Genomic DNA, 13,222 nt, shown 5'->3' on the forward strand with positions numbered 1-13,222 from the left:
TTTGTCGATCTGCCTCGCTGGAGCGCACCATGTACTGGGCCGAGTTTCTCACTGTCGCCTTGATTCACCTGCTCGCCGTGGCCAGTCCGGGGCCGGACTTCGCCGTGGTGGTGCGTGAAAGCGTGGCGCATGGCCGCAAGGCCGGGACCTGGGCCGCGCTCGGAGTCGGTTCGGCGATCTTCCTGCACGTCGGTTACTCGCTGCTGGGCATCGGCATCATCGTTTCCCAGTCCATCGTATTGTTCAATGCGCTGAAATGGGCGGCCGCCGCCTATCTGCTGTACATCGGCATCAAGGCCCTGCGTGCCCGGCCGGCCGAGGCGCGCGCCCAGGAGCCCGAGGCCGCGAGTGTCGAGCGCTCGGCGCGTGGTGCGTACGTCAGCGGCTTCGTGACCAACGGCCTGAACCCCAAGGCCACGCTGTTTTTCCTGTCGCTGTTCACCGTGGTCATCGACCCGCATACCCCGCTGATGGTGCAAGCCGGCTATGGCCTGTACCTCGCCGCCGCCACGGCGCTGTGGTTCTGCCTGGTGGCGCGCTTGTTCAGCCAGGCGCGGGTACGTGCCGGCTTCGCACGTATGGGCCACTGGTTCGATCGCGCGATGGGTGGCGTACTGGTTGCCCTGGGCGTGAAACTGGCGTTCACCCAGGCCAACTGAAGCCAATGCGGCGCGCCGGGCAATGGCTGCGCCGGTTTTTTTCCGCCGTCTGCCTGCCTGCCCGTGCTTTGCCCGATGCCACTGGCGAGAGCGCCCTGCTGCGTCCATAGTTGAGCTTCGCCTGTGAACTCTGGAAAGGGACTCTTATGTTGCAGACTCGCGTTCTGGCGCCGGCCGAAGGCGCCTACCGGTATCCACTGTTGATCAAAAGCCTGCTGGTTTCCGGCAGCCGCTATGAAAGAACCCGCGAGATCGTTTACCGCGACGCAGTCCGCTATACCTACCCCACCCTCAATGAACGGGTGCGACGGCTGGCCAACGTCCTGAGCGAGGCGGGAGTCAAGGCCGGCGACACCGTGGCGGTCATGGACTGGGACAGCCATCGCTACCTGGAATGCATGTTCGCCATCCCCATGATCGGCGCCGTGGTGCACACCATCAACGTGCGCCTGTCCCCGGAGCAGATCGTCTACACCATGAACCACGCCGAAGACCGCTTCGTGCTGGTCAACGGCGAGTTCGCGGCGCTGTACAACGGCATCGCCGGGCACCTGACCACGGTACAGAAGACCCTGCTGCTCACCGACACCCCCGAACAGCCCGCAGAGCTGCCCGGCCTGCTCGGTGAATACGAGGCGCTGCTGGCGGCGGCCAGTCCCGAGTACGACTTTCCGGACTTCGACGAGCACTCGGTCGCCACCACCTTCTACACCACCGGCACCACCGGCAATCCCAAGGGCGTGTACTTCACCCACCGGCAGCTGGTGCTGCACACCCTGGGCGTGGCGACCATCATGGGCAGCGTCGAAAGCGAGCGGCTGCTGGGTGCCGATGATGTCTACATGCCGATCACCCCGATGTTCCACGTGCATGCCTGGGGCATGCCGTATGCGGCAACCATGCTGGGCATCAAGCAGGTCTACCCGGGTCGTTACGACCCGGAAATGCTGGTACAGCTGTGGGAACGGGAAAAGGTCACCTTCTCGCACTGCGTACCCACCATCCTGCAGATGCTGCTCAACGCCAAGTCGGCCAAGGACAAGGACTTCGGCGGCTGGAAGATCATCATTGGCGGCAGCTCGCTGAACCGCAGCCTGTACCTGGCGGCCAAGGCCAAGGGCATCCACCTCACTGCCGCCTACGGCATGTCGGAAACCGGGCCGCTGATCTCCGTGGCGCACATGTGCGAGGAACTGCTGAGCAGCAGCGACGACGAACGCATTCGCTACCGGATCAAGGCCGGCGTGCCCGGCATGCTGGTGGAGGCAGCCATCGTCGATACGCAAGGCAACTTCCTGCCGGCCGATGGCCAGACCCAGGGAGAGCTGGTGTTGCGCGCGCCGTGGCTGACCGAAAGCTATTTCCGTGAGCCGGAAAAGGGCCGAGAACTGTGGGCCGGTGGCTGGCTGCATACCGGTGATGTGGCGACCCTCGACGGCCTGGGCTTCATCGACATCCGTGACCGTATCAAGGATGTGATCAAGACCGGCGGCGAGTGGTTGTCGTCCCTGGCCCTGGAAGACCTGTGCAGCCGGCACCCGGCAGTGCGCGAGGTGGCGGTGGTCGGCATCCCCGACCCGCAATGGGGCGAGCGGCCTTTCGCGCTGATCGTGCCACATGAAGGGCAGCGGCTCGATGCGGCGGCGCTCAAGGTGCACCTCACGCCATTCGTCGAGCAGGGGCACATCAACAAGTGGGCGATCCCGCAGCAGATCGCCGTGGTCAGCGAAATACCCAAGACCAGTGTCGGCAAGCTGGACAAAAAGCGCATGCGCCTGGACATCGCCGAGTGGCAAAGCAGTAACAGCGCGTTGTTGTCCCATCTGTGAGGTCTCGCCGCCATGCCCCCGGGCATGGCGGATTGCTCTGTGTACCGGCCGGCCCCGAGGCTTGCCAATTCGTCAAAACCAGCCATCCTCCCCCCGTGCCTGTCACGCGGTCGGGCAGCAGTGGGCTGGCCAGAACGTCTGACGTTGTAACGCATGCTTACAATTTTAAAAGGAGCGATACAGACTGCTGGCTATAGTCGGCACAGGGACCTGGCACCGTGCGCTGCGTCGTGTTGGAGCACACGTCGCATCTTCCAAGCGTCGCCACTCGGTTTCACTTGATCGATCGAGTCGTATTCGAGCGTCCCGTCTGCCATAAAAATAAAAGCACATGGAGTAGCTTAAATGACTACAGCAATTCCTTTCTGGCGCCGGGCCCGGTTGCCCCTGGCGGTCAGTCTCGCATCGTCTCTCGCCGGCCCCGCCTTCGGTGTCAGTTTCAACATCGGTGAGGTGGAAGGCAGCTTCGACTCGTCGCTGTCGATCGGCGCCAGCTGGTCCACTGCCAGTCCCAACAAGAACCTGATCGGTGCCAACAACGGCGGCCGTGGCCTGTCGCAGACCTCAGACGACAGCCACCTGAACTTCAAGCGTGGCGAGACCTTTTCCAAGGTCTTCAAGGGCATCCACGACCTGGAACTCAAGTACGGCGATACCGGCGTGTTCCTGCGCGGCAAGTACTGGTACGACTTCGAACTCAAGGACGAAGGACGGCCGTTCAAGGACATCAGCGACGCCAACCGCAAGGAAGGCGCCAAATCGTCCGGTGCGCAGCTGCTCGATGCCTTCATCTACCACCGCTACTCGATCGGTGACGAGCCGGGCAACGTGCGCTTCGGCAAGCAGGTCATCAGCTGGGGCGAGAGCACCTTCATCGGTGGCGGTATCAATAGCGTCAACCCCATCGACGTTTCCGCGTTCCGCCGGCCAGGCTCCGAGGTCAAGGAAGGGCTGATTCCGGTCAACATGTTCTACCTGTCCCAGGGCATTACCCAGGACCTGTCGGTCGAAGGTTTCTACCAGCTGGAGTGGGACCAGACAGTGGTGGACAACTGCGGCACCTTCTTCTCCCAGCCAGACGTCATTGCCGATGGCTGCAACAACAACCTGGCGGTGTTGCGCAACCAGCAGGGCCTCAACGCAGCCCTGGCCGGCGCCGGCCTGCCGGCAGCGGCCCGTGGCGCGGTGTTCAACTCCCTGGCGCAGCAGGGCGTGCTGTTCGGCTCGCCGGATGAAGGCGCCATCGTGCGTCGCGGCCCGGATCGTGATGCGCGGGACAGCGGCCAGTTCGGCTTCGCCATGCGCTACAACTTCGCACCGCTGAACACCGAGTTCGGCGCCTACATGATGAATTACCACAGCCGTGCGCCGATCTTCAGCGGCCGTGGCGCGCCGGCGTCGGCCTTCAGCCCGGCAGGCCTGGTCGGTTCTCTGGTGCGCAACGGCATCCCGGCGGCCACCGCCACCGCGTTGGCGCCGACCCTGCTGCCTGTCGTGGTGGCCGGCAACTCCAGCTACTACGTGGAGTACCCCGAAGACATCCGCCTCTACGGCCTGAGTTTCTCCACCACGCTGCCCACCGGCACGGCGTGGAGCGGCGAGATCAGCTACCGGCCCAACGCGCCGGTGCAGATCAACACCACTGACATCCTGTATTCCGGCCTGTCGCCGTTGAACCCCAACGTCTCGGTACTCACCGGCCTGCCCAATACCGATCAGCAGGGCTACCGGCGCAAGGAAATCACCCAGCTGCAGACCACCTTCACGCACTTCTTCGACCAGGTGATGGGCGCCGAGCGCATGACCCTGGTGGGTGAAATCGGCTGGACCCACGTCGGTGGCCTGGAAAGCACCTCCAAGATCCGCTACGGCCGTGATCCGGTCTATGGTCCAGGCCCACTGCCCGGCGGGCAGTGCGTGGCGCTCAACGCCGGGACCCTGACCGGCGCGGCGCAGAACAACCTGAGCCGCTACTGCGAGAACGACGGCTTCACCACCAGCGATTCCTGGGGCTATCGCGCACGCGCCATCTGGGACTACAACAACGTCTTCGCTGGGGTCAATCTGCGGCCCAGCGTGGCCTGGTCGCATGACGTGAAGGGGTATTCCCCAGGCCCTGGCGGCAACTTCGAAGAAGGTCGCAAGGCCGTCAGTCTCGGGCTGGATGCCGAGTACCAGAACACCTACACCGCGAGCCTTTCCTACACCAACTTCTTCGATGGCAAGTACACGACGGTCGATGACCGCGACTTCGTGGCGCTGAGCTTTGGCGTGAACTTCTAATAATCGGTTTTTCAGGACGACGAACATGAATATGACCAAGGGTCTGTTGCGAGCCGGTGTACTGGGTCTGTCGATGCTGGCCAGTGGGGTGATGGCAGCGGTGTCGGAATCCGAGGCGGCAAAACTGGGGGCGGCGCTGACGCCCATGGGCGCGGAGAAGGCCGGCAATGCCGATAACAGCATTCCGGCCTGGAGTCCGATGCCGAAGAATGCCGGGGCAGTGGACAGCAAGGGGTTCCTCGCCAACCCGTATGCCAGCGAGAAGCCGCTGTTCATCATTACCGCGAGCAATGTGGAGCAGTACAAGGACAAGCTGGCGCCGGGACAGTACGCGATGTTCAAGCGCTACCCGCAAAGCTACCGGATCCCGGTGTATCCAGGGCATCGCGGGGCGACCGTGCCGGACAGCGTGCTGGCCGCCATCAAGCGCAACGCGGTGAATGCCCGGCTGGTAGCCGGTGGCAACGGCCTGGAGAACTTCGAGACCGCCATCCCGTTCCCGATTCCGGCCAATGGCGTGGAGGTGATCTGGAACCACATCACCCGCTATCGCGGCGGTACGGTCAAGCGCCTGGTTACCCAGGCCACACCGCAACCCAACGGTTCGTATTCCATCGTCAAGTTCAGCGATCAGTTCGTGTTCCGCGACCGTATGAAGGACTACGACCCGAAGAATCCCGGAAACATCCTGTTCTACTTCAAGCAGCAGGTCACCGCGCCGGCACGCCTGGCTGGTGGTGTGTTGCTGGTCCATGAAACCATCGACCAGGTCAAGGAACCGCGTTCGGCGTGGGTCTACAACGCCGGCCAGCGTCGCGTACGCCGCGCCCCGGAAGTGTCCTACGACGGGCCGGGCACCGCGTCGGACGGCACCCGTACCTCCGACAACCTCGACATGTACAACGGCGCTCCGGATCGCTACGACTGGAAACTGGTGGGCAAGCAGGAGATGTACATCGCCTCCAACAGCCACAAGCTCGACGACACCTCGCTCAAGTACGACGACGTCATCAAGGCCGGGCACATCAACCAGGACCTGACTCGCTACGAGTTGCGCCGTGTCTGGCACGTGACCGCCACCCTCAAGTCTGGCCAGCGGCATATCTATGCCAAGCGCGACTTCTTCATCGACGAAGACACCTGGCAGGCAGCGGTGATCGACCACTACGATGGTCGCGGCCAGCTGTGGCGGGTGGCCGAGGCCCACTCGGTCAACTACTACGACAAGCAGGTGCCGTGGTACGTGATCGAAACCCTCTACGACCTGCAGTCGGGGCGCTACATGGCACTGGGCATGAAGAACGAGGAGGCGCGTGCCTACGAGTTCGACTTCAATGCCAGCAGCAGTGATTTCACCCCTAATGCCCTGCGCCAGGAAGGCGTGCGCTGAAGGTTGAGCGAGCCCGCGCCGTCGGTTCAGACGGCGCAGGCTCCGGCCCAGAGTTCATTGTAGTTCTCGATACCCCATTGCTCGGGTGACTCGATCCTGACGATGCTGTCCGTGTCCTGGGCCTTGCCCAGGTGCAGGGTGCGGTGTTCGAGCGGGCGCCGGGTGCGTGCCGACATGATGACCTTGACCCGTGGCGTGAGCAGCGAGTGCTCGCTCTGTTCCATGACCACCGCCAGGCGTTCGCTTTCCAGGCGCACCAGGGCACCGATCGGGTAGATACCCACGGTCTTGACGAAGTGCTGGAACACCTGGTCGTCGAAGTGGCCTTTCCAGCCGGCCATCTCCCGGATGGCCCGGGCCGCGCACCAGGCTTTCTTGTAGGGCCGGTCGGAGGTCACCGCGTCATACACGTCGCAGACCGCACCCATCCTGGCGAAGATGCTGATCTCGTCGCCGGCCAGACCATGGGGATAGCCGCTGCCATCGAATTTCTCGTGATGGTGCAGGCATACGTCCAGCACGGCACGGGTCACCCGGCAGGTTTCCTGAAGGATCTTCAGCCCGGCCTCAGGGTGGGACTTCATGGCCTGGAACTCGTCATCGGTCAGGCGCCCGGGTTTGTTGAGAATCTCCGGGTTCATCATCATCTTGCCCACGTCGTGCATCAGGCCGGCGACGCCCGCATCGCGCACCTGTTCTTCGTCAAGGCCCATGCGCCGGGCAAGGGCGACCATCAGCGCGCAGACTGCCACCGAATGCATGTAGGTGTATTCGTCGGAGTTCTTGAGCCGTGACAGGCTGATCAGTGCATGGGGGTGGCGCATGATCGAACTGGCGATTTCGTCGACCAGCAGCCCGATATCTTCGACATTCATCGCGCGGCCCATCTTGGCCTCGTCGAACATGGCCATCACCAACTGCCTGGCCCGGCCGCAGATCTGCCGGGCGCGCTGCAGCTCCTTTTCCAGGCTGGTCGGCGCCGTATCGCCAGCTGGCGGAGCATCGGGCGCCTTGCCGCGACTGATATCGATCCACAGCTCGCGCAGGCCCGAGTGGCGAATACGCTGCAGCACCTGTGTGTCGTTCAATTGGGATTCGATCTGGGCGATCCAGAAAGGATCGTCGTCCCAGGGGCGGCAGAATTCGTGAATGTGCATCCCTAACGCGAGTTCGGACACCATTATTTTTCTTAGCATGTCGGGTCACCCTGTTTGTTCGTACGGGCGTCCTTTGCCGCATGGTGCAGTAGATGGGTAAAGCGACATCGTCCGAGCCTGTTCTGGCGTCTGAACGATGAACAGCGCAAGCGAATGGGTGATCGCTTTTTGCCAGTATAGAGGGAAGTTCGTTACTGGGAATGACAGCGTGAAAACGTCAAAACCTTGCTGTCCCGGCTTTGTCTTCGCCAATCAACGACTTGTAAAGTTGCGGATATATGGCGCCAAAAAGCGGTGAAAAATATTTCATCGACGAACATCTTCCACCCTTCGCCGCGGGCACTATGATCACCCTGCATCGAGTTACGCAGGCCGTTCGGGTCAGCTTTCGGCGGCTGCGGCAACTGGCCTGAGGCCGGAATTAATTGCCGTCTTTGCGTTCCAACGGGCAATAAAGCGTTCGTAGAAAACCAGGAGCATTTCATGTTGACCACGCCCCGTCTGATCATCGCAGCCACTGCCGTGGCCTTGCTGGCCGGCTGCGCATCGCCCAATCCCTATGACAACCAGGGGGGATATGGCGGCCAGGAACAGCAGGGCATGAGCCGCACCGCCAAATATGGCGGGCTGGGCGCCCTGGCCGGTGCCGTGGCCGGCGCCGCCATCGATCACAACCACCGCGGCAAAGGCGCCCTGATCGGTGCTGCCGTAGCCGGTGCGGCATCCGCCGGTTATGGCTACTACGCCGACCGCCAGGAGGCCGCGCTGCGTGCCAAGATGGCCAACACGGGTGTCGAGGTGCAGCGCCAGGGTGACCAGATCAAGCTCATCATGCCGGGCAACATCACCTTCGCCACCGACTCTTCGGCGATTGCCAGCAGCTTCTATGCGCCGCTGAACAATCTCGCCTCGTCACTCAAGCAGTTCAACCAGAACAACATCGAGATCGTCGGCTATACCGACAGCACTGGCAGCCGCCAGCACAACATGGACCTGTCCCAGCAGCGTGCGCAGAGCGTGGCGACCTACCTGACGTCCCAGGGCGTCGATCCGACCCACCTGTCGGTACGCGGCGCCGGCCCCGATTCGCCAATCGCCAGCAACGCCGATGTGAACGGCCGCGCGCAGAACCGCCGTGTCGAGGTCAACCTCAAGCCGATTCCGGGCCAGCAGTACGATCAGTACCAGCAGTAAGCGACCGGAATGCAAAAAAAGGGGCGGCCACTGGCCGCCCTTTTTTGCGTGATACCGCAGTGTTCAGCGCTCGCCGTACTGCGCCTGCATCTGCTCCAGCAGGCGATCCTTCTCTTCCCACGCCTCGTTGATCCAGGCCTGGAAGGCCTGGCGATAGTCCGGGTCCTGGTCATAGCTCTTGCCGATGAACCCGGCCGGAATGCGTACCTCCTCGAAGTGTGCCACCACCTGGCCGACCCGGCCGCACAGCAGGTCCCAGTAGCCCGGCCGTCCTTTGGGATAGTGCAGGGTCACGTTGACGATCGATTCCAGCTGCTCGCCCATCGCATCCAGCACAAAGGCGATACCACCGGCCTTGGGCTTGAGCAGGTGGTGAAACGGCGATTGCTGCTCGGCATGCTTTTCCGGGGTGAAGCGTGTGCCTTCGGCGAAGTTGAAGATCGCCACAGGCTTGTCGCGAAAACGCGCGCAGGTGCGGCGTGTGGTTTCCAGGTCCTTGCCACGCTTTTCCGGGTGCTTGGCCAGGTAGGCCTTGGAGTAGCGCTTCATGAACGGAAAGCCCAGCGCCCACCAGGCCAGGCCGATCACCGGCACCCAGATCAGTTCCTGCTTGAGGAAGAATTTCAGGGGGCGGATACGTCGGTTCAGCAGGTATTGCAGCACCATGATGTCCACCCAGCTCTGGTGGTTGCTGGTCACCAGGTAGGAGTGCTGGTAATCGAGTTGCTCCAGGCCGGTGATGTGCCAGCGGGTGCCGCTCAGCAGGCGGATCCAGGCATTGTTGTTGCCGATCCAGGTTTTCTGGATCAGATTCATGATCGCGTCGAACAGGCGCTGCGCAGCCTTGAAGGGCAGGCACAGCTTGAGCAGTGTCACCACGAACAGCGGCAGGCAGCACGCGAGCGTATTGAGCCCCAGCAACAGCGAGGCGAGGACGCCGCGCAGGGGAGCAGGCAGGAAAGCCATGGCAGGGAATAACTCCAGGTGAAATGGGGGGCCGGGACCGATCGGCACCCCCTGTTTATCAGAGCAATGTGTCGGCTTGAATCGCGGTCAGGGCGATGGTGTGCACGATATCGTCGACCTGGGCACCGCGTGGCAGGTCGTTCACCGGCTTGCGCAGGCCCTGCAGCATCGGGCCAAGGGTGACGCAGTCGGCGCTGCGCTGCACCGCCTTGTAGGTGGTGTTGCCGGTGTTCAGGTCGGGGAACACGAATACCGTTGCGCGACCGGCCACCTGGCTGTGCGGCGCCAGTTGGCGGGCGTCATTCTCGTTGGCGGCGGCATCGTACTGCAATGGACCATCGATCAACAGCCCCCGGCGTGCTTCACGGGCCTGCTGCGTGGCCTCGCGGACTTTCTCCACTTCCTCGTCGTTGTCCGCATGGCCGCTGGAGTAGCTGATCATCGCCACCCGCGGGGTGATGCCGAACGTCTCGGCCGAGTCGGCGCTCTGCAGGGCAATTTCCGCCAGCTCGGCCGCACTGGGGTGCGGGTTCATGATGCAGTCGCCGTACACCAGCACCTGCTCGGGAAACAGCATGAAGAACACCGAAGACACCAGGCTGCAACCCGGCGCTGTCTTGATCAGCTGCAAGGCCGGGCGAATGGTGTTGGCCATGGAGTGCACCAGGCCCGAAACCAGCCCGTCGACTTCATCCAGGGCCAGCATCATGGTGCCGATCACCACCGGGTCTTCCAGTTGCTGCTCGGCCATCGGCGCATTGAGGCTTTTGCTCTTGCGCAGTTTGACCATGGGTTCGACATAGCGCTGGCGGATCAGGTCCGGGTCGAGGATTTCCAGGCCCGGCGGCAGCACGATGGCCTGAGCCTTGGCCACGGCGTGGACTTCCTCCGGCTTGGCCAGCAGAACGCAGCGGGCGATGCCGCGCGCCTGGCAGATGGCGGCGGCCTGGATGATCAGCGGCTCGGCGCCTTCGGGCAGGACGATGCGCTTCTGGCTGGCCTGGGCCCGCTGGATCAGCTGGTAACGGAATACCGCAGGCGACAGGCGCAGCTCTCGCGGTGTGCCGCAACGCTGGTGCAGCCATTCGGCGTCCAGGTGGCCGGCGACGAAATCGGTGATGATCTCGGCTCGCTCGCGGTCGTCGATGGGGATTTCCTTGTTCAGCTGGTTGAGGCGGTTGGCCGTGTCATAGGTGCCGGTATTCACGGCCAGCACGGGCAGGCCGGCCTGCAGGGCGCCCCGGCACAGTTCCATGATGCGTGGGTCGGGCGAGATGTCGCTGGTCAGCAGCAGGCCGGCCAGCGGTACGCCGTTCATGGTCGCCAGGCTGACCGCGAGGATGATGTCGTCACGGTCGCCTGGGGTTACCACCAGCACGCCCGGCTTGAGCAGATGCACCGTGTTCACCAGGGTGCGTGCGCAGATGATGATCTTGGTCATGCGCCGCTGTTCATAGTCGCCGGCGTTGAGCACCTGGGCGTCCATCAGCTCGGCTACATCGCGGGTGCGCGGGGCATTCAGGTCGGCCTGGTAGGGGATGCAGCCCAGCAGGCGGAAGTCGCCGCTGCGCAGCAGTGGCGAGTGTTCCTTAAGCCGCGCGGCGAAGTCCTGCATGCTCTCTTCGGTGCGCACCTTGTTGAGGATCACCCCCAGCACCTTCGGGTCCTTGGGGCCGCCGAACATCTGCGCCTGCAGTTCCACGCGCCCGGACAACTCGGTGAGTACTTCGTTTTCCGGTGCCGAAACCAGGATCACCTCGGCATCCAGGCTCTTGGCCAGGTGCAGGTTGACCCGCGCCGCATAGCTGGCGTGGCGGGTAGGGACCATGCCTTCGACGATCACCACGTCGTTGCCGGCGGCGGCCTGTTGATACAGGCGCACGATTTCTTCGAGTAGTTCATCGAGCTCACCCTCGCCGAGCATGCGCTCTACATGGGACAGCGCCAGCGGACTGGGTGGCTTCAGGCCATGCGTGCGTGCCACCAGTTCGGTAGAACGTTCCGGCCCGGTATCGCCCGGGTGAGGCTGGGCGATGGGCTTGAAGAAGCCGACCTTGAGCCCGGCGTGTTCCAGTGTACGAACCAGGCCGAGGCTGATGGAGGTCAGGCCAACGCCGAAATCCGTGGGCGCGATGAAAAAAGTCTGCATGCGGGCTTCCGAATTGAGCAGTGCAAGGGTCGTGGCACAAGAACGGACCGTGACCGGTGAGTGAGTCGGCGCCGTCTGTCGCGGCGCTTCACGAAGCGCCAAGACTATCGCCATCGGGGGGCTGTGCGCACCATCCGCAGTGAAACGGCAGGCCGATTTTTTTCGCCCGCTGCCCGGGGTCCAGCACCCAGGCCCGGGATTGCCAGGGTGGCTGGTGGCGCAGATGCTGGGTATGGCCGCAAGACAGTATGGCGACCCAATGGCCTTCTTCGTCCTGGCGCCAGCCGGTCAGTGTGGTGATGTGCGGTGTCGTGTTCATGGATTCACCTGTCGGTGTTCCGTTAGCTTTCGCGGCATGGCTTGGTTAGACTTGGGCGTTCATTCATATCAAGCAAAGGTCTTGTCCCCATGCCTATCGCTGCCAAAAAGGCTGTCTCCATTGACTATACCCTGACCAACGATGCTGGTGAGGTCATCGACAGCTCGTCCGGCGGCGCGCCGCTGGTCTACCTGCATGGCGCCAGCAACATCATCCCGGGTCTGGAAAAGGCCCTGGAAGGCAAGGACGTCGGTGACGAGCTGAGCGTTTCCATCGAGCCGGAAGATGCCTACGGCGAATACTCCGCCGAGCTGGTCAGCACCCTGAACCGCAGCATGTTCGAAGGTGTCGACGAGCTGGAAGTCGGCATGCAGTTCCATGCCTCCGCGCCAGACGGCCAGATGCAGATCGTCACCATCCGCGACCTGGACGGCGACGACGTGACCGTCGACGGCAACCACCCGCTGGCTGGCCAGCGCCTGAACTTCAAGGTCAAGGTCGTAAACATCCGTGACGCCAGCGATGAAGAAGTTGCCCATGGCCACGTCCATGGCGAAGGTGGCCATCATCATTGATCCGGGCTGCTAAGCTCAGGTGACCGCAGCGGCTGTTACGGATTCGGCCTTCCTGTCGAAACCGCGCAGCCCTGAGGCGTCCGGGTGGTCCTGCTTTCAGGCAGGCCGCCGGGCGCTTTTTTTTGCGGTACTGCCGAGGGTTGGTCGGGAGGCGGGCTGGCAATGACGCCCGTGACGGACTGTACAAGGGGGTGACCGATGAGTGCGTTTCATGAAATGACCCTTCAAGGGCTCGATGGGCAGCCGCTGCCCCTGGCGCCGTTCAAGGACAAGGTGGTGCTGGTGGTCAACGTGGCCTCCAAGTGTGGCCTCACGCCACAGTATGCAGCGCTCGAGTCGCTCTACCAGCGCTACAAGGACAAGGGCTTCGTGGTTCTGGGCCTGCCGTGCAACCAGTTTGCCGGTCAGGAGCCGGGGTCCGAAGCCGAGATCCAGTCGTTCTGCTCCTTGAACTACGGGGTGACCTTTCCCATGGGCGAGAAGCTGGAAGTCAACGGCGCGCATCGCCATCCGTTGTACCGTCTGCTGGCCGGTGAGGGCGCCGAGTTTCCCGGTGATATCACCTGGAACTTCGAGAAGTTTCTGGTGGCCCGCAACGGTGCGGTCATCTCGCGGTTTTCGCCGCGTACCCTGCCGGACGATCCGGCGGTCATCCAGGCCATCGAAAAAGCGCTGGCCTGATCTCGCGGGCTGAAGCTTGT

11 protein-coding genes are annotated in these 13,222 nt (G+C 63.0%); 7 read left to right on the plus strand and 4 right to left on the minus strand.

Going from position 1 to position 13,222, the window contains the following annotated elements:
• The first annotated feature begins 29 nt into the window (after positions 1 to 29).
• The 4 genes from RRX38_RS20740 to RRX38_RS20755 all read left to right on the plus strand — a co-directional run bounded on the left by RRX38_RS20740 (position 30) and on the right by RRX38_RS20755 (position 6,161).
• Entirely contained in the window at positions 30 to 659 is a 630-nt protein-coding gene (locus RRX38_RS20740; RefSeq protein ID WP_295471462.1) for a LysE family translocator, read from the plus strand.
• A 146-nt stretch (positions 660 to 805) separates the two neighbouring features.
• The gene (locus RRX38_RS20745) at positions 806 to 2,488 is read left to right on the plus strand and encodes a fatty acid--CoA ligase (RefSeq protein ID WP_315960498.1); all 1,683 of its coding nucleotides are present in this window, start codon (positions 806 to 808) and stop codon (positions 2,486 to 2,488) included.
• 345 nt (positions 2,489 to 2,833) lie between these two features.
• Positions 2,834 to 4,771: a DUF1302 domain-containing protein gene (locus RRX38_RS20750; RefSeq protein WP_295471458.1), complete on the plus strand. Its 1,938-nt coding sequence runs from the start codon at positions 2,834 to 2,836 to the stop codon at positions 4,769 to 4,771.
• A 25-nt stretch (positions 4,772 to 4,796) separates the two neighbouring features.
• The gene (locus tag RRX38_RS20755) at positions 4,797 to 6,161 is read left to right on the plus strand and encodes a DUF1329 domain-containing protein (RefSeq protein WP_295471456.1); all 1,365 of its coding nucleotides are present in this window, start codon (positions 4,797 to 4,799) and stop codon (positions 6,159 to 6,161) included.
• A 26-nt stretch (positions 6,162 to 6,187) separates the two neighbouring features.
• Here the strand turns inward: RRX38_RS20755 and RRX38_RS20760 are convergent, their stop codons facing one another.
• A complete protein-coding gene (locus tag RRX38_RS20760; RefSeq protein ID WP_315960500.1) occupies positions 6,188 to 7,357 on the minus strand; it encodes an HD-GYP domain-containing protein in 1,170 nt (389 codons plus the stop codon).
• A 444-nt stretch (positions 7,358 to 7,801) separates the two neighbouring features.
• Here RRX38_RS20760 and RRX38_RS20765 point away from each other — a divergent pair, with 444 nt between their 5' ends.
• Positions 7,802 to 8,512: an OmpA family protein gene (locus tag RRX38_RS20765; protein WP_295471453.1), complete on the plus strand. Its 711-nt coding sequence runs from the start codon at positions 7,802 to 7,804 to the stop codon at positions 8,510 to 8,512.
• 63 nt (positions 8,513 to 8,575) lie between these two features.
• On the opposite strand, the gene RRX38_RS20770 is transcribed toward RRX38_RS20765, so the two are convergent.
• The 3 genes from RRX38_RS20770 to RRX38_RS20780 all read right to left on the minus strand — a co-directional run bounded on the left by RRX38_RS20770 (position 8,576) and on the right by RRX38_RS20780 (position 11,946).
• Entirely contained in the window at positions 8,576 to 9,478 is a 903-nt protein-coding gene (locus RRX38_RS20770; protein WP_315960501.1) for an acyltransferase, read from the minus strand.
• A 58-nt stretch (positions 9,479 to 9,536) separates the two neighbouring features.
• Entirely contained in the window at positions 9,537 to 11,627 is a 2,091-nt protein-coding gene (gene pta / locus RRX38_RS20775; protein WP_295471449.1) for a phosphate acetyltransferase, read from the minus strand.
• 88 nt (positions 11,628 to 11,715) lie between these two features.
• Entirely contained in the window at positions 11,716 to 11,946 is a 231-nt protein-coding gene (locus RRX38_RS20780) for a DUF3565 domain-containing protein (RefSeq protein ID WP_410524839.1), read from the minus strand.
• Positions 11,947 to 12,035: 89 nt separating this feature from the next.
• On the opposite strand from RRX38_RS20780, the gene RRX38_RS20785 reads away from it, so the two are divergent.
• Entirely contained in the window at positions 12,036 to 12,521 is a 486-nt protein-coding gene (locus RRX38_RS20785) for a peptidylprolyl isomerase (protein WP_295471447.1), read from the plus strand.
• A gap of 198 nt (positions 12,522 to 12,719) precedes the next feature.
• Entirely contained in the window at positions 12,720 to 13,202 is a 483-nt protein-coding gene (locus tag RRX38_RS20790; protein WP_315960502.1) for a glutathione peroxidase, read from the plus strand.
• The last annotated feature ends 20 nt before the right edge of the window (positions 13,203 to 13,222 follow it).

The organism is Pseudomonas sp. DTU_2021_1001937_2_SI_NGA_ILE_001 (assembly GCF_032463525.1).
GTDB lineage: Bacteria > Pseudomonadota > Gammaproteobacteria > Pseudomonadales > Pseudomonadaceae > Aquipseudomonas.